This window comes from Pseudonocardia sp. P1 (genome assembly GCF_000178675.2).
In the GTDB taxonomy this organism is placed as follows: domain Bacteria; phylum Actinomycetota; class Actinomycetes; order Mycobacteriales; family Pseudonocardiaceae; genus Pseudonocardia.
Genome location: NZ_ADUJ02000001.1, coordinates 132,647 through 149,840 on the forward strand (window position 1 = coordinate 132,647; position 17,194 = coordinate 149,840).

Below are 17,194 nucleotides of genomic sequence, written 5' to 3' on the forward strand. Positions count from 1 at the left end.
CGCCCGTGAACCGACACACATCCGAGGACACACCATGGACGTGAAGATCAACGACTTGTCGCTGACCTACGGCGACTTCACCGCGGTCGAGCACCTCAGCCTCCACATCTCCGACGGCGAGTCCCTGGTGCTGCTCGGGCAGTCGGGGTGCGGCAAGACCAGCACGATGCGCTGCGTCGCCGGTCTGGAGGACCCGAGCGGCGGCTCGATCGCGATCGGCGGGACGACCGTGTTCGACGCGGCCGCCGGGCTCAACGTCGCACCGAACAAGCGCAACGTGGGCCTGGTCTTCCAGTCCTACGCGGTGTGGCCGCACATGACGGTGCTGGAGAACGTGTCGTTCCCGCTGCGGATGAAGCGGCGCCCGAAGGCCGAGATCCGCACCCGGGCCCTGGAGACCCTGGAGCTCGTCGGGCTGGCGCACCTCGCCGGCAAGGGCGCGAGCCTGCTGTCCGGCGGCCAGATGCAGCGGGTCGCGCTGGCACGGAGCCTGGCGATGGAGCCGAACGTCATGCTGCTCGACGAGCCGCTGTCCAACCTGGACGCCCGGCTCCGCGAGGACCTGCGGGTGGAGCTGCGCCGGCTGCAGCTCGAGCTCGGGCTGACCTCGATCTACGTCACCCACGACCAGGGCGAGGCGCTGGCCCTCGCCGACCGCATCGCGATCATGCAGCACGGACGGATCTCGCAGCTGTCCACGCCGGTGGAGACCTACCGGAGCCCCGCGTCGGCGTCGATCGCGGAGTTCCTCGGGGTCGCGAACATCTTCCCGGTCGCCGCGCCGCGGGCGGGGGAGCGGCGGCTGCGGCTGGCCGGTCACGACGTCGAGATCGCCGCCGACGCCGTCGTCCCGCCGGGCGACGACCTCAGCGTCTGCATCCGGCCCGAGCACGTCCGGGTGCGGACCGAGCCGCGCGACGCGGGCCCGAACTCGTGGCCCGGCACCGTCACCGTCAGCGTGTTCCAGGGCTCCTTCATCCGGTGCTCGGTCGCGCTCGACGCCGGGCCGACGCTGGAGGTCCAGACCCAGGACGCGTCGGTCCCGGTGCGCCAGCACGACCGGGTGCATGTCGAGATCGATCCCGCCCACGTCCAGGTCCTCCCGCGGGAGGCCGGACCTGCCGACGCGGGCGCGGAGCCGGACGCCGGTGCGGCCGACCGGCCGGGCGCGACCGACGCGCCCCTGCGGACGTCGCACGACCGGCCGGTCGCCGCCTCCGCGACGCGGGAGGGCTGAGCCGTGGCGATCCTGCAGGACCCGCCCCGCACCGGCGCGGGGGACACGGCGGCGCCCCCGCCGCGCGCACGCACGAGGCGGCGCCGGCTCCGGCTGCCGACCGTCCTCGTCCTGGTCGTGCTGGCGGTGCTCATCGTGCTGCCCGCGGCGATGGTGCTGCTCGCGGCGTTCAGCGTGGACGTCCCCCGCCCCGGGAACATCACCTGGGACCTCACGCTCGGCAACTTCGGGGTGTTCACCGACCCGCAGACGCTGACGGCGTTCGGGAACTCGATGGTGATCGGCGTCGTGTCGACGGCGCTGGCCTGCCTCATCGGCGGGTCGCTGGCGTTCCTCGCCGCGCGCAGCGACATCCCGGTCCCGCGCTTCGTCTACCTGGTCGGCCTGATGCCGATCTTCCTGCCGTCCTACGTCGGCGCGCTGGCCTGGTCCATGCTCGGCGGCCCCAACGCCGGCCTGCTCAACATCGCGCAGGCCGACCTCGGACTCTCCCTGCCACTCGACATGTACTCCGTGCCGGGGATGATCGTCGTCTTCGCGATGTACTACTCGCCCTACACCTTCCTGCTGGTGCACGGCGCGATGTCGATGATGAGCCCGGACCTGGAGGAGGCCGCGCGGGTGCACGGCGCGACGTCGCGCCGGATGCTGGGCCTGGTCTCGTTCCCGCTCGCCACCCCGGCGCTCATCGGCTCGGCGATGCTGACCTTCATCCTGGTCTTCGAGAACTTCCCGGTCGCGCAGGTCCTCGGCACACCGGGCGGCGTGGACACCCTCCCGACGCTGATCTTCCGGCTGCTCAACACCAGCCCGTCGCGGGGCAACGAGAGCGCCGCGATCGCGGTCGTGCTCGTCGCCGTCGTGCTGCTCGCCACCTGGCTGCAGCAGCGGATGCTGGCGAAGCGGTCGTTCACCACGGTGACCGGCAAGGGCGTCCGGCAGAAGAAGGTCGCGCTGGGCCGGGCCCGGATCCCGGCGCTCGTCGCCGTCCTGGGCTTCTTCGCGCTGTCGATCGTGCTGCCGGTGCTGGCGCTCGTGACCGTCGCCGGTCAGAGCTCGCCCTACCTGACCTCGCTGACCCAGCTCGCAGAGCCGGGCGGGCTCGACTTCAGCTCGTTCTCCGACGTGCTGGTCTCGTCGAGCTTCCAGGAGGCGGCCTGGCACAGCCTGGTCGTCAGCGTGTTCGCGGCGAGTGCCGGCGTGGTGCTGGCGTTCCTGTGCGGCTACCTCGTCTACCGCACCCGGGCGACCGGGCGGTCGCTGGTCGAGGGGATCTCGATGATCCCGCTGGCGCTGCCGGCCGTCGTGCTCGGCATGGGCCTGCTGTGGACCTGGCTGGTCATGCCGGTCCCGCTCTACGGCACCCTCGCCGTCCTCGTCATCGCGTTCCTGGCGGTGCAGTCGCCGCAGGGCTTCCGCGGCGTCGCCTCCTCGATCCTCGCGACCGACCGCGACCTCGAGGACTCCGCGGTGATGCTCGGTGCGCACCGGGCCCGTGCGGTCACCAGCGTGACGGTGCCGCTGATGAAGGTGGGCCTGCTGTCGACGTTCCTGCTGCTGCTCATGCTCAGCATGCGCGAGCTGACCGTGCCGCTGTTCCTCTACACCAGCGACACCGAGATCCTCTCGATCGCGATCTACGACGCGTTCGAGAACGGCGGCGCGCTGCGCGAGGCCGCGGCGATGAGCGTCATCTACACCGCCTTCATGTTCGTCCTGTCCTACATCCCCCGCCGCCTCGCGCGGTAGTCACACCGGCGGACGACGGCGTCCGTCCCGGCAAAGGAGCTGACCCATGAAGAGGACACGCACGAGCGGCCTGGTCGCCGCACTCGCCGCGGGCGGCCTGCTGCTCGCAGGCTGCGGCGGGGGAGGTGGCGGCGGCACCGACACCGTCACCGAGGGGATGCTCGCGCTGCCCGCCATGGACGACGCGAACGGCCTCGTCGTCGACGGCGAGCAGGTCGCCGACGCCGCCCTGCTGGAGGCCGCCCGCGGCGACACGCTCGTCTGGTTCACCGGGTCCGGCAGCGAGAGCGCCGAGCTGACCGCGGACCGGTTCACCGCGGAGACCGGCGTCCAGGTCGAGGTGACGCGGATGCCGTCGGCGAAGCTCAACGAGCGGGTGCTCAGCGAGGCCGGGGCCGGGCGGCTGTCGGCGGGCGTCGTCACGATCACCGACCCGCTGCTCGCCGAGGGCCTCGCCGAGCAGGACGTGTTCGTGCCCTACACCGAGATGCCGACCCACGACACGCTGACCGGCACCGAGAACGTGACGTGGGACGGCGGGGCCTACTACACGTCGTACTACTCGGCCTACGCGTTCGCCTACAACAACCGGGCCGTCGAGGCCGGGAACGTCCCGTCCAGCTGGAACGACCTGCTGGACCCGCGGTGGAAGGGCCGCATGGGCGTCGTCAACGCCGGGGCGGGCGGCACCGTGCAGGGCCTGGCCGCGTTCCAGGAGGACGTCATCGGCCCGGACTACTGGGCCGGGCTCGCCGCGCAGCAGCCGCGGATCTTCGACACCACCTCGGTGCAGCTGGAGGCACTCGCCCGCGGCGAGATCGAGATCGCGACGGCCGGCTTCAACAGCACCTACGGCGCGGAGCGGTCCGGGGCGCCGATCAAGCTCGTCGTGCCCGAGGAGGGCGTGTCCGGCACCTTCAACATGCAGGGCCTGACCAGTACCGGGCAGGACAGCCCGGCCGCGAAGCTGTTCATGAACTGGACCTGGTCGAAGTCGGGCCAGCAGTTCGCCGCCGCGCAGGGGTTCATCGGGGCCCGCACCGACATCGAACAGGTCCCGACCGGTGACTACCGGCTCCCGAAGGCCGACGACCCGTCGTTCGTCGTCTACAGCCCGGAGCAGGCGGAGACCGAGGGCGCCGACATCGTCCGGCGCTGGAACCAGACCTTCGGCTTCAACGGCTGACCCGGTCCACCCCACGGGACGCCCCGGTCCGACAGGACCGGGGCGTCTGTATTCCTGCGCCCACCCACCCACCCACCCGCCCGCCCGGCCCGCCCTCCCCACGGACGCTCACCGGTTCCGTCGACGCGCACGCGATCGGGCGAGCGCCGGCGGAACCGGTGAGCGTGTCGTGGTCGGTGATCAGTCCAGGAGGATCAGGGAGAGTTTGCGGGCCGCGCATGCGGGGCGTGGTGAGTGCTCCAGCTCCACGGTGAAGTCGATCGCGACGAGGACGCCGCGGTCGCGGGGCTCGGCGTCCGCGACCGTCGCGTGCAGCCGGACGCGGGACCCCACCGGGACCGGCGCCGGGAACCGGACCCGGTCCCAGCCGTAGTTGAGCCGCGCCGTCCCCAGCTCGAACCGGTACAGGTCGCCGGCCAGCGCGGAGATCAGCGACAGCGTGAGCTGGCCGTGCGCGATCGTGCGGCCGTAGGGCCCGGACGCGGCCCGCTCGCGGTCGACGTGGATCCACTGGTGGTCGCCGGTCGCCGCGGCGAACGCGTCGATGCGGTCCTGGTCCACGGTGGTCCACGGCCCCGGGCCGAGCTCGGCGCCGATCGCGGCGTCGAGCCCGTCCCGGGTGGAGACGACGAGCGGGCCGCCCGTCACATGAACCGCCCGCCGGTGACCTCGGCCGTCGTGCCCGTCATGTACGACGACAGCGACGACGCGTAGAACAGCGCCACGTTCGCGACCTCGTCGATCTCACCGACCCGCTGCATCGGGATCTCGGACATCTTCTGGTCCCACGCCTTCTGCGGCATCGCCTCGGTCATCGCCGACCGGATCAGGCCCGGCTGGATCGCGTTGACCCGCACGCCGTGGTGCGCCATCTCCTTGGCCGCGGCCTTCGTGAGCCCGACGATCCCGGCCTTCGCCGCCGAGTAGTTGGTCTGCCCGACCATCCCGACCTTCCCGGACAGCGAGCTGATGTTCACGATCGCGCCGGACTTCTGCTCCCGCATCCGTGCGGCGGCGAGCCGGGTGCCGTTCCAGGTGCCCTTGAGGTGGACCTGGATCACCAGGTCGAAGTCGTCCTCCGACATGGTGCGCATCGTGGCGTCGCGGGTGATCCCGGCGTTGTTGACGAAGACGTCGAGCGAGCCGAACGTCGTCACCGCGGTGTCGATCAGCGCGGCGACCTCCTCGGCGGAGACGACGTCGCAGCGGACGCCGACGGCGACCTCCTCCCCGCCGAGCTCCTTCGCGGCGGCGCGGGCGGCGGCCTCGTCGAGGTCGCCGAGCACGACGCGGGCGCCGTGCTCGACGTAGGTGCGCGCGATGGCGAGCCCGATGCCCTGGGCACCCCCTGTCACGACGGCGGTGCGGCCCTCCAGCAGTGCGGTCATTCCGGTCCTCTCTCTGGTCGGTTCCCGGTCGCGTGGCGGGGCCACGGCACCCGGGGGAGTCAGGTGAAGCGGGGTTCGCGGCGCTCGGTGAAGGCCGCCCGGCCCTCGGCGGCGTCCGGGCCCTGGCCGGCCAGCGACACGGCCACCCGCTCCGAGGCGAGGAAGTCGGCCAGGCCCGCGTGGGTGCGGGCCGCGAGACGCTTGGTCAGGGCGTTGGACTCGCGGGGCCCGGCCGCCAGCCGCGCGGCGATCTCCGCGGCCCGCGCCGTCGCCGTCCCGGCGGGAACGACCTCGCTCACCAGGCCGGCGTCGGCCGCGGCCGGGGCGCTGAGCCGCTCGCCGAGCAGCAGGTGGCGGGCCGCGCGCTGCGGGCCGAGGCGGCGGGGGAGGTGGTAGGCGGTACCGGCGTCGGCGGTGAGGCCGCGCGCGGCGAACGGGGCGGCGAAGAACGCGTCGTCGGCGGCGACGACGAGATCGCAGGACAGCACCAGGCCCCAGGCCGCACCGACGGCGTAGCCCTCGACGGCGGCGACCACCACGACGTCGGTCCGCACGATCGTCTCGACGACCTCGTGGACGAGGGCGAGCCGGGAGGCGGGGCCGAACAGCCCGTCGGCGGCGGAGGGCATCGAGCCGACGTCGCCACCGGAGGAGAAGTAGGAGTCCCCGCCCGTCAGGACGACGGCGGCGTCACCGCGCCGGGCAGCCGCGCCGAGCTCGGACAGGAGGCGTTCGAGCAGGGTGTGGTCGAGCGCGTTGCGGCGGTGCGGGCGCTGCAGACGGAGCGTGGTCACGCCGGCCGAGCCGTCGACGGTGAGCGGATCCTCGGGAGCTGGTGTCACACTCTATAGAATGTAGTCGACGGGGTGGGTGGGGTCGAGTACCTCCCGCCACCGCACATGCTGTCGGCTTCCCGCACAGACCGTCGGCTGCTGTCGGCTCTCCGCACAGGTCCTGTCTCGTGCGGGACGCCCAGAACCTGTGCGGCTCACGCCGAGCCTGTGCGGCCGGGACGGTCGACCGGCTCGACGTCGGCCGCCGTCGCGGGACCGTCGGGAGCGTGCGGTTCGGCCGTCTCCAGCGGCACGTGCTCGGCACGGATCACCCCGAGCTGCACCGCCTGCCGTCCGGTGACGGCGTCGAGCAGCCAGTCGGTCGCGACCCGCAGCCGGTTCCCCGGCATCGACAGCAGGTGGTACCCGCGGGTGACGACCGTGGCCGCGAGCCCGGACAGCGGGACACCCAGCGGGTTCGCGGCCGCGTCGGCGCCCCCGAGCTCGACGACGAAGCCCAGGTCGTGGTGCGCGTAGGTGCCGGGTTCGCCGTAGCCCAGTGACGCGGCCACGTTCCGCGCGGCGAGCGCGCCCTGCCGGGTGGCGTGCTGGGCGGTCATGGCGGTCGGGGTGCCACCGCGGGTCACGTCCGGGACCGCGGACGCGTCGCCGCAGCCGTGGATCTCGGGCCGCCCGGGAACCCGCAGGTCGGTCCCGACCACCAGGCGTCCGCGGTCGGTCGGGAGGCCCAGGTCGGCGACGAGCGGGTCGGGCCGCACCCCCACGCACCAGACCAGCGTCCGCGTGTCGATCATCTCGCCGGAGGTCAGGCGCACCCGTCCCGGTGCGGCTTCGGCGACCGACTCCCCGGTGCGGATCTCCACCCCGCGCCGCCGCAGGACCCGGTCCGCGGTGCGGGACAGTCTGCGGTCGAGCTCGGGCAGCACCCGCGACGCCCGGTCGATCAGGATCCACCGGACCGGTGTCCCGCGCAGCGCCGGACGGTCGCGGGCCAACAACGCCGTCAGCATCGCGCCCTGCGCGGCGAGCTCGGTCCCGGTGTAGCCCGCACCGACGGTGACGAAGGTCAGCCGGGCCCGGCGCTCGGCGGCGTCGTCGATGGTCGCTGCGATCTCGATCTGGCGGACCATGTGGTCGCGCAGGTACAGCGCCTCGGGGATGCTGCGGAAGCCGTGCGCGTTCTCCGCCACCCCCGGTATCGGGAGCAGCGCGTTGACGCTGCCCGCGGCCAGCAGGAGACGGTCGTAGCGGATCTGCCCGTGACCGCCGTCCGGATCGCGCCAGGCGACGGTGCGGGTGTCGACGTCGATCCGCTCGACGGTCCCGAGCACGATCTCCGCCCCGCGCAGCGACCGGCTCAGCGACACCGCGATCCGGCGGGGCTCGAGCGTCCCGACCGCGACCTCGGGCAGCAGCGGCAGGTACACGAAGTGGTCCTGCTGGTCGATCACGGTGATCCGGGCCCGCCCGCGGAGCCGGCGTATCAGGCCCTTGGCCGCGGCGTGCCCGGCGAACCCGGCTCCCACGACGACGACGTGCGGCAGGCCGTCTGGTGCGCCCGGGGCTGCGCGCCCGAACGGGAACCGCGGTGGACGGGTCATCGTGCGGTGTCCCTTCGTCCTTCGTCCGCGCCGGGCCGGCCCGGCGCACCCGAGGACTCCGCTCCGCTGTCCACCAGGCGAGAACCTGACGCGCGTCCGGCACATCCGCTGTGCCCACGGAGCACATCCGGTGCCGGGTCCCGTGCGAGGTCCCGGTGTGGGCGATCGTGCGAGCCCCTGACGCCTGAGCATGGCCGGTCCGACCGGGGTGCCGGGCTCCGCCGATCGGGCGGACCTTCGCAGTGACGGCGGCGCACCGTCCTGGCGAGGCCTGGCGCGAGCGCCACCGCGAGCCCTGGAGCGGCCGTCGGCGCGCAGCTCCGCGCGCACCGTCCGTGCCGCAGGCCGCCCGGCGGGAACCGCACAGGCTCCGGGCTGATCGCACACACGGTTGGGCCACCGCACAGGACAGATCCTGTGCGGGCGCAGCGCAAGATGTGCGGTGCGGTGCGGTGCGGGTGTGGGGCGTAGGGCGTGGCGGCGTGTGGCGCGTGGCGCGTGGCGCGTGGCGCGTGGCCCGGATCCGGCACCGGCACCGGCGCCGGCGCCGGCACCGGCATTGAGCTCGGGCACGAGCCAGTTGAGCGCAGCGCGCGGGCACACGGTACGTAGAGCCGCACAGGATCTGACGTGGCCGCACAGACCGTGGACACACCGCACAAGTCAGGATCCGTGCGGGTGCTGGGCAACCTGTGCGGGTGCCGGGTGACTCGTGCGGGTGCGGGGCAAGCTGTGCCGAGTGCCGAGTGCCGGTGACCTGTGCGGGTGCGGGGCAAGCTGTGCGGCGGCCCGCATCCTGTGCGAGTACGGGCATGCTGTGCGGATTCCGTCGATGTGCCGCCCGGACGCTGCCGCCAGGGCGCACCCCCCGCCCTACAACGGCGTGCAGCCGCTCAGATCAAGGCGGAATCGCACAGGATGCGGGCCGCCGCACAGGGTGTGGGGCTGCCGCACGGAACAGAGTCTGTGCGGGAAACCGTCAACTTGTGCGGAAGATTGGCAGCGTGCGCCGGAACCACGGAAACCGTGCGGCTCCGGCGCTCGGCATGTGCCTGACGGGGCCGCTCGGCGCGGTTCTGATCCGGTGGTGGCGGGGGTCAGGGGGTGGCCGGGTGACGGTTCCCCAGCTCGGCCAGGACGGCGTCGGCGGCGGTGTCGAGGCCGCCGGCGGCGCGCTGGACGTCGCCGAGCTCGCGGGCGCGCTCGGTGAACGCGGGCTCGCGGAGCAGGCGCTGGAGCTTGGCGTGGACGTCGTCGACGTCGACGAGGTCGGGCCGGTCGACGGCCAGGCCGATGCCGGTGTCGGTCGCCCGCACCGCGTGGTCGTACTGGTCGACGTTGGTCGGGCGGACGAGGACCGGCGTCCCGAACCAGAGGCTCTCGTGGATGCTGTTGCTGCCGCCGTGGGTGAAGAACGCCCGCACGTGCGGGTGCTCCAGCACCGCGTGCTGGGAGTGGAGCCAGTCCACGACCTTCAGGTTCGCGGGCCGGTCGGCGGGATCGGGGAGGAAGCGCTGCTGGTCGGCGCGCAGGACCCAGAGGACGCCGTGGTCGTCGCCGAGCCTGCGGGCCAGCTCGACGACCGACCGGACCTGGTCCGCCGTCATCCGGGTGATCGAGCCGAAGGCCAGGTACACGGTGGACGGGTGCGCGTCGAGCCACTCCGCGACGCCGGCGTCGCGCTCGTCGTGGCGGACCGGGGGGACGAGGGCTCCCACCATCCGGACCCGGTCGGGGACCGGCAGCGGGTAGTCGACCCCGGGGACCGAGAAGCAGAGCATCGAGCGGGCGCCCGCGTTCTGCACGGGGACGCGCAGGGTGCGCGGGTCGATCCCGAGCTCGCCCATCCCGCGGTGCAGCCGGACGGCCTTGCGGAACACCGAGCGGTCGAGGAACAGGGTGCCGGTGCCGATCCCGAACCAGATCCGTTCCAGCTCCTGGCGGCGGGTGCGGTGCAGCGGCAGCCCGGACGACGGCGGCGGGAACCCGCGGGGCAGGTCGTGCTCGACGAGGCTGCTGAGCAGGCACGGCGCGGTGATGACGTAGGGGATGCCGCGGGTCAGCGCGACCTGCACGGCGTGCGTCGCGAACCGGTTGATCACCATGAGGGCGGGGCGGACGCGCTCGACCACCTCGTCGAGCGCCTGGTAGCGCTGCATGAGGTGGTCGACGTCGAAGAGCTGCCGGGCCCGCGCGCGCAGACCGCGGACGCGGGAGCGCTGGTGGATCCGGGCGTAGGTCGCGTCGTCGATCATGGTGAGCGCCAGGTCCGGGTTCACCGGTCCCAGGGAGACGAACTCGACGGCGCTCCGGTCGGCGAGCTCGCCGACCGGGCCGCGCAGGTTCTCGTCGGCGGCGAACACGAGGTCCGGCACGCCGCGCCGGGCCAGCTCGCCGGCCAGGACGAGGCTGGTGGCGGCCTCCCCGGTGGAATGGGTGCAGCAGAACAGGATCGGCTGCGCGCCGGCCCCGTCCGCCTGCTGCGCGGCGTCGTCGGCCGGCCGCGTGCCCGTGGTCTGCTCCATGGGCCCAGCCCACCACCGACCGGGCCGGGAAACCCCCGGAGTCACGGCTGCGGTGCCGGAAGGTGCACCCCGGTGACGAGCAGGCCGTGGCCGGTGTGCCAGCGCCCCGGGAACACGGTCACCCGCTCGCCGTGGACCAGCGGCCCCGGGACGAGCAGGCGGGCGGAGAAGGTGCCGGCGCCGGCGTCGAACACGATCTCGGCCTCGTCGAAGTCCAGCTCGCGGCCGGTCAGCGGGTACCACGCCTTGAAGACGCTCTCCTTGGCGCTGAAGTACATCCGGTCCCACGCCGTCCCCGGGCGGCGCCGGGCGAGGCCGTCGAGCAGGGCGCGCTCGGAGGGCAGGGTGACCGTCTCGAGGACGCCGTCGGGCAGCGGCGCGTCCGGCTCGGCGTCGATGCTCACCGCGGCGGACTCGGCGGCCGGGGACACGGCCGCCGCCCGGTACCCGGCGCAGTGCGTCATGCTCCCGACCACGCCGGACGGCCACTGCGGGGCCCCGCGACGGTTCGGCAGGATCGGGGCGGGGGAGCGGCCGAGCCTCCCCAGAGCGCGGCGGGCGAGCCTGCGCACCGTGGTGAACTCGCGCCGCCGGGACTCCACGGCCCGCGCGACGAGCTCCTGCTCCTGCGGGAACAGGCCCTCGCCGGGGTGCTCCTCGTCGTCGTAGGCGCACTCGGTGACGACCCGGCCGGGCAGCACCTGCTCGATCACCGCACACCTCCGGCGACCGGCGCGGGCAGCACCGCGCGCAGCGGCTCCCGGGGCGGCCGGGGCCGCCACTCGCGGGGATAGCCCACCGAGACCTCCTCGAAGCGGACCCCGTCGTGGTAGGTGACGCGGGGGATGTGCAGGTGGCCGTAGACGACGGCGGCGGCGCGGAACCGGACGTGCCAGTCGGCGGTCAGCTCGGTGCCGCACCACTGCGCGAACTCCGGGTACCGCAGCACCCGCGTGGGGTGGCGCAGCAGTGGCCAGTGGTTCACCAGCACCGTCGGCAGGTCCGGGTCGACCGCCGCCAGCCGGCGTTCGGTGATCGCGGCCCGGCGGCGGCACCAGGTGGCGCGGTCCGGGTAGGGGTCCGGGTGCAGGAGGAACTCGTCGGAGCACACGACGCCCGCGTCGTGCGCGATCCGCAGCGACTCGGCCGCCGTCGTCGCACCGGGGGCGTGGAAGGAGTAGTCGTAGCCCACGAACAGCGGCGCCACCGCGACCGGCCCGCCCGGGCCGTCCCACACCGGGTACGGGTCCTCCGGGGTGTCGACGCCCAGGCCGCGGCAGGTCTCGACGAGCGCCCGGTAGCGCGCGTCGCCGCGCAGCGTGCAGGGGTCCTGCGGGTGGGTCCAGAGGTCGTGGTTGCCGGGGGTCCAGACGACGCGCGCGAAGCGGCCGGCGAGCAGGCGCAGCGTGGCCTCGATGTCGGCGTACATCTCGCCGACGTCACCGGCGACGATCAGCCAGTCGCCGTCCGACGACGGGCGCAGCGACTCGACGAGCGCCCGGTTCTCGGCGTGCACGACGTGCAGGTCGGCGACGGCCAGCAGCTGGGGTTCGGGCACGGTGGTCCTCCCGGGTCGGTCGGGGAGCGGTCAAGGGGGAGCGGTCAGGGGGTGCGGGCGGAGTGCAGGCGGGCGTAGGCGCCGCCGGCGCGCAGCAAGGTGTCGTGGGTGCCCTGCTCGACGATCCGGCCGGACTCCATGACCACGATCAGGTCGGCGTCGCGGATCGTCGACAGCCGGTGGGCGATGACGAAGCTGGTCCGCCCGGTGCGCAGGGTGGCCATGGCGCGCTGGATCAGCAGCTCGGTGCGGGTGTCGACGGCGCTGGTGGCCTCGTCGAGGACGAGCACCGCTGGCCGGGCGAGGAACGCCCGCGCCACCGTGATCAGCTGCTTCTCCCCGGCGCTGGCGCCGCCGGAGTCGTCGTCGAGGACGGTGTCGTAGCCGTCGGGCAGGGTCCGGACGAACGTGTCGACGCAGGTGGCGCGGGCCGCCTCCGCGATGTCCCCGCGGGTCGCGTCCGGCGCGCCGTAGGCGATGTTCTCCGCGATCGTCCCGCCGAACAGCCAGGTGTCCTGCAGGACGAGCCCGAAGCGGGAGCGCAGGTCGGCGCGGGTCATCGTCGCCGTGTCGGTGCCGTCCAGCAGGATCGTCCCGCCGTCGATCTCGTAGAAGCGCATCAGCAGGTTGCCCAGGGTGGTCTTGCCCGCGCCCGTCGGGCCGACGATCGCGACGGTGCTGCCCGGCTCGACGCGCAGCGACAGGTCCTCGATGAGCGGGGTCTCCGGGGTGTAGCGGAACGACACCCGGCGGAACTCGACGCGGCCGGCCGGGGCGCCGGGCGTCGCCGGGGTGCGCGGCTCGGGCTCCTGCTCGGGCGCGTCGAGCAGGGTGAACACCCGCTTCGCCGAGGCCACCCCCGACTGCAGCCGCCCGGCCACCGAGGCGATCTCGACGATCGGCTGGCTGAACTGGCGGGCGTAGAGGATGAACGCCTGCACGTCGCCGAGGGTGAGCGAGCCGGAGAGCACCTTCCAGGCCCCGACGACGGCGACCACCAGGTACCCGAGGTTCGCCACGAACATCATGACCGGCTCCATCGCGCCGGACGAGGTCTGGGCCGACGCCCCCGCGCGGTACACCGCGTCGTTGCACTCGGCGAACCGGCGCTGCGCCTCGGCACGGCGGTGGTGGCCGCGGATGAGGGCGTGCCCGGTGCAGACCTCCTCGACGTGCGCGTTGAGCGCGCCGTTCGCCTCCCACTGCGCGGTGAACTGCGGGTGGGCGCGGCGCCCCAGCCAGGTCGCGAGCAGCCCCGACACCGGCACGCTGAGGATCATCACGACGGCCAGCGACGGGGAGATGACGACCATCAGCGTCAGCATCGCGACCAGCGAGAGGATCGAGGTGATCAGCTCGGCGAGGGTCTGCTGCAGGGTCTGCTGGAGGTTGTCGACGTCGTTGGTGGTGCGCCCGAGCGTCTCGCCCGCGGGGTGCCGGTCGTAGTGCCGCAACGGGAGCCGGGACAGCTTCGCCTGCGCCCGGCCCCGCAGGTCGTGGATCACCCGCCACACCACGGACGCGACGATCCGGCCCTGCGCGAGGGTGAACAGCGACGCCCCGACGTAGACCACGAGCAGGACCAGCAGCAGCCGGCCGACCGACGCGAAGTCGACGCCGGTGGCCGGGCCGGGGCTGCCGGCGGCGTCGCCGCCGGGCCCGCCCGGCCCGAGCACCCCGACGGCGACGAGGTCGGTGACCCGGCCCAGCAGCAGCGGCCCGACGGCGTTGAGCGCGATCCCGGCGACGCCGGTGAGCAGCGCGAGCGCCACCGGGCTGCGGTGCGGCCGCAGCAGCCCGACGAGCCGGCGGGCCGGGCGGTCACCCGGCCCCGGGGGTGCCGCAGCACCCGCAGCACCCGCAGCACCCGCGGCACCCGCGGCAGGCGTGGCCGGGTCCTGCTCAGTGACGTCCGGCGAGGCCATGGGCGGCGTCCTCCTCGGTGAGCTGCGAGTGCGCGATCTCGCGGTAGGTCGGGCTGTCGCGCAGCACGTCGTCGTGGGTGCCGTCGGCGACGAGCCGCCCGGCGTCGAGGACGACGACCCGGCCGGCGTCGCGCGCGGTGGAGACCCGCTGGGTCACGGTGATCACGGTGGCGCCGGCGGTCCACGGGACCAGCGCCGCCCGCAGCGCGGCGTCGGTGGCCTGGTCCAGCGCGGAGAAGCAGTCGTCGAACAGGTAGACGCCGGGGCGGCGGAGCAGGGTGCGGGCGATGCACAGCCGCTGGCGCTGGCCGCCGGAGACGGTCGTGCCGCCCTGCGCGACCTCGGCGTCCAGCCCGCCGGGCATCCGGGCGACGAACCCGTCGGCCTGAGCGACGCGCAGCGCCTCCCAGAGCTCGTCGTCGGTCGCGTCCGGACGCCCGAAGCGCAGGTTGCTCGCGACCGTGCCGGCGAACAGGTAGGGGCGCTGCGGCACGAACCCGACGGCGCCGGTCAGCACCGCCGGGTCGAGCTCGCGCACGTCGGTGCCGCCGACGCGCACGGTGCCCGCGGTCGGGTCGACCAGCCGCAGCACCAGGTTCAGCAGGGTCGTCTTGCCGCTGCCGGTGCTGCCCAGCACCGCGACCCGCTCCCCGGGCTCGACGGTCAGACCGATCCCGTGCAGGACGGCGCGTTCCGCGCCCGGGTAGCGGAACTCCACGTCGTCCAGCTCCACCCGGCCGGTGGGGCCGCGCATCGGGACCGGGTCGGCCGGTGCCGGGACGCCCGGTTCGGTGTCGAGGACCTCCATGATCCGGCCCGCGCACACCCGGGCCCGCGGGACCTGCAGGAACACGAACGCGACCATCACGACCGACATGAGGATCAGCGACAGGTAGAACAGGAACGCGCTGAGCGCGCCGAGCTGCATGACGCCCGCGTCGATGCGCCGGGCGCCGACCCACATCAGGACGACCGTGAACAGGTTCATCAGCAGCAGCACCAGCGGCAGCATCGTGGCGATCAGCCTGCCGACCCGCTGGGAGAGGTCGAGGAACGCGTCGTTGGTGCGGGTGAAGCGCTGCTGTTCGTGGTCGTCGCGGACGAACGAGCGGACCACCCGCACCCCGGTGATCGACTCGCGGAGCAGCCGGCCGAGCCCGTCGAGGGTGACCTGCATCCGGTCGTAGAGGGTGCCCATCCGGGCCAGCAGGAGTCCGAAGCAGACACCCACGACCAGCACGAGGACGACCAGCAGCAGCGCCAGTGGCACGTCCTGCTGCAGCGCGAGCACGACGCTGCCCACGCACATCAGGGGAGCGGAGACGACGACGCCGAACCCGGACCGGGCGAGGTTCTGGACCTGCTGGACGTCGTTGACCGTCCGGGTCAGCAGCGATGCGGTGCCGAACCGGCCGACCTCCCGGGCGGAGAAGTCGAGGATGCGGCCGAACACCGCGGAGCGCAGGTCCCGGCCCATCGCGGTGGAGGTGCGGGCACCCAGCGCGGTCGCGGCCAGCGCCGCGACGATCTGCGCGACGGCGACCCCCGCCATGATCGTCCCGAGCTCGGCGATCCGCCCGGGATCGGCCCGGACCACCCCCTCGTCGATGAGGGCCGCACCGAGCGTCGGCAGCAGCAGCGTGCCGGCGATCTGCACGGTCTGGAGGACGACGAGCACGCCCGCCGGTCCGGCGTAGCCGCGCAGCTGGGCGCGCGCGAGTCTCGACAGCACGTGAGGACACCCCGGTTCACGGCGGCCGCCGCGGGCCGCCCGGTGGACGGTGCCGGTGGCAGACCGGCCAGCACAGCCGACCAGACCGCGGACCCGGAATTCACCAGTTCCGCGCACGATTTTCCGCGGCCGCACTCGTGAATTCCCTACACCCCGGAGAATTCGTTGACACCGTCTCACGGACCTTGCCAGCGTGCGGCGTGTCTCTCGTCCGGACAGCGTATTCGCCGCCGTGCCGACGGCCGGTCGACGCGTGTGGGCGGGCTCGGTAACGGTCGAGAAGGGAATCCCCATGTCCAAACGAGCTCTCATCACCGGAATCACCGGTCAGGACGGGTCCTACCTGGCGGAGCACCTGCTGTCGCAGGGCTACCAGGTCTGGGGCCTGATCCGGGGGCAGGCCAACCCCCGCAAGACGCGGGTCAGCCGGCTGGCGTCCGAACTGGACTTCGTCGACGGCGACCTGATGGACCAGGGCAGCCTGGTCTCGGCCGTCGACACCGTGCAGCCCGACGAGGTCTACAACCTCGGCGCGATCTCGTTCGTCCCGATGTCGTGGCAGCAGGCCGAGCTCGTCACCGAGGTCAACGGCACGGGCGTGCTGCGGATGCTCGAGGCGATCCGCATGGTCTCCGGGCTCTCGCCGTCGCGGACCGCGTCGCCGGACGGGCAGATCCGCTTCTACCAGGCGTCGTCGTCGGAGATGTTCGGCAAGGCGGCGGAGACCCCGCAGCGCGAGACGACGCTGTTCCACCCGCGCAGCCCCTACGGCGCCGCGAAGGCGTACGGCCACTACATCACCCGCAACTACCGCGAGTCGTTCGGGATGTACGCGGTGTCGGGCATGCTGTTCAACCACGAGTCGCCGCGCCGCGGCCAGGAGTTCGTCACCCGCAAGATCTCCCTCGCGGTCGCCCGGATCAAGCTCGGCCTGCAGCGCGACCTCGCGCTGGGCAACCTCGACGCGGTGCGCGACTGGGGCTACGCCGGCGACTACGTCCGCGCGATGCACCTGATGCTGCAGCAGGACGAGGCCGACGACTACGTGATCGGGACCGGGCAGATGCACTCGGTGCGCGACGCCGTGCAGATCGCGTTCGACCACGTCGGGCTGGACTGGCGGGACAACGTCGTCGTCGACCCGGCGCTCGTGCGCCCGGCCGAGGTCGAGGTGCTGTGCGCCGACAGCGTGCGGGCCCGCCGTCGGCTGGACTGGACGCCGGAGGTCGACTTCCCGGAGCTCATGCGGATGATGGTCGACTCCGACCTGGAGCACGTGGCCCGTGAGAACGAGTACGGGCACCTGCTGCTGGCCGCCAACTGGTGAACCGGCGGGCCACACACTAGGGATTTCCGGCCCGAATCGTCCGCACAATCGTCGGTGGTGAGCTCCTCCGCCGCGCGGCGGAATGGAGCGGCGATTCGGTTCCCGCCGGACGTGTGCGGAATTCCGGCGCGATTGTCGAGTGGGCGTCGGCTGCGAGACGGGTGGAGTTGGG

At 73.4% G+C, this 17,194-nt stretch carries 13 protein-coding genes; 4 read left to right on the plus strand and 9 right to left on the minus strand.

Annotated elements, in window-relative coordinates; all coding sequences use genetic code 11:
* Positions 1 to 34 precede the first annotated feature (34 nt).
* The 3 genes from PP1_RS00625 to PP1_RS00635 are packed head-to-tail and all read left to right on the plus strand — an operon-like array spanning position 35 to position 4,172.
* Positions 35 to 1,237 carry an ABC transporter ATP-binding protein gene (locus tag PP1_RS00625; RefSeq protein WP_075314311.1) on the plus strand — a complete coding sequence of 401 codons (1,203 nt, stop codon included), beginning with the start codon at positions 35 to 37 and terminating at the stop codon, positions 1,235 to 1,237.
* A 3-nt stretch (positions 1,238 to 1,240) separates the two neighbouring features.
* The gene (locus tag PP1_RS00630; RefSeq protein ID WP_010234011.1) at positions 1,241 to 2,986 is read left to right on the plus strand and encodes an ABC transporter permease; all 1,746 of its coding nucleotides are present in this window, start codon (positions 1,241 to 1,243) and stop codon (positions 2,984 to 2,986) included.
* A 46-nt stretch (positions 2,987 to 3,032) separates the two neighbouring features.
* The gene (locus tag PP1_RS00635) at positions 3,033 to 4,172 is read left to right on the plus strand and encodes an ABC transporter substrate-binding protein (RefSeq protein ID WP_010234008.1); all 1,140 of its coding nucleotides are present in this window, start codon (positions 3,033 to 3,035) and stop codon (positions 4,170 to 4,172) included.
* Positions 4,173 to 4,352: 180 nt separating this feature from the next.
* Here PP1_RS00635 and PP1_RS00640 read toward each other — a convergent pair whose 3' ends face one another.
* The 9 genes from PP1_RS00640 to PP1_RS00680 form a co-directional block, all read right to left on the minus strand.
* A complete protein-coding gene (locus PP1_RS00640; RefSeq protein WP_010234005.1) occupies positions 4,353 to 4,820 on the minus strand; it encodes a MaoC family dehydratase in 468 nt (155 codons plus the stop codon).
* Positions 4,817 to 5,560: a 3-oxoacyl-ACP reductase FabG gene (fabG, locus tag PP1_RS00645; RefSeq protein WP_010234003.1), complete on the minus strand. Its 744-nt coding sequence runs from the start codon at positions 5,558 to 5,560 to the stop codon at positions 4,817 to 4,819. Before fabG ends, PP1_RS00640 begins: the two co-directional genes overlap by 4 nt.
* A 59-nt stretch (positions 5,561 to 5,619) precedes the next feature.
* Positions 5,620 to 6,402 (minus strand): enoyl-CoA hydratase/isomerase family protein, encoded by a 783-nt coding sequence (locus tag PP1_RS00650; RefSeq protein ID WP_075314309.1) that lies wholly within the window; start codon positions 6,400 to 6,402, stop codon positions 5,620 to 5,622.
* 146 nt (positions 6,403 to 6,548) lie between these two features.
* Entirely contained in the window at positions 6,549 to 7,955 is a 1,407-nt protein-coding gene (locus PP1_RS00655) for an NAD(P)/FAD-dependent oxidoreductase (RefSeq protein ID WP_010243777.1), read from the minus strand.
* Between the two features lie 1,097 nt (positions 7,956 to 9,052).
* Entirely contained in the window at positions 9,053 to 10,480 is a 1,428-nt protein-coding gene (locus PP1_RS00660; RefSeq protein ID WP_010243778.1) for a glycosyltransferase, read from the minus strand.
* Positions 10,481 to 10,521: 41 nt separating this feature from the next.
* Entirely contained in the window at positions 10,522 to 11,193 is a 672-nt protein-coding gene (locus PP1_RS00665) for a 4'-phosphopantetheinyl transferase family protein (RefSeq protein ID WP_010243779.1), read from the minus strand.
* Positions 11,190 to 12,038, minus strand: a complete 849-nt coding sequence (locus PP1_RS00670) for a metallophosphoesterase family protein (protein WP_010243780.1) — start codon at positions 12,036 to 12,038, stop codon at positions 11,190 to 11,192. Before PP1_RS00670 ends, PP1_RS00665 begins: the two co-directional genes overlap by 4 nt.
* A 44-nt stretch (positions 12,039 to 12,082) precedes the next feature.
* Positions 12,083 to 13,963, minus strand: coding sequence for an ABC transporter ATP-binding protein (locus PP1_RS00675; RefSeq protein ID WP_083697149.1), 1,881 nt, complete (start codon positions 13,961 to 13,963; stop codon positions 12,083 to 12,085).
* Positions 13,941 to 15,695, minus strand: a complete 1,755-nt coding sequence (locus PP1_RS00680; RefSeq protein WP_010232886.1) for an ABC transporter ATP-binding protein — start codon at positions 15,693 to 15,695, stop codon at positions 13,941 to 13,943. The genes PP1_RS00675 and PP1_RS00680 overlap by 23 nt, the downstream gene beginning before the upstream one ends.
* Positions 15,696 to 15,987: 292 nt before the next feature.
* Between PP1_RS00680 and PP1_RS00685 the strand changes: the two genes are divergently transcribed.
* Complete coding sequence (locus PP1_RS00685; protein WP_010232889.1) at positions 15,988 to 17,022, plus strand: GDP-mannose 4,6-dehydratase; 1,035 nt, start codon at positions 15,988 to 15,990, stop codon at positions 17,020 to 17,022.
* The last annotated feature ends 172 nt before the right edge of the window (positions 17,023 to 17,194 follow it).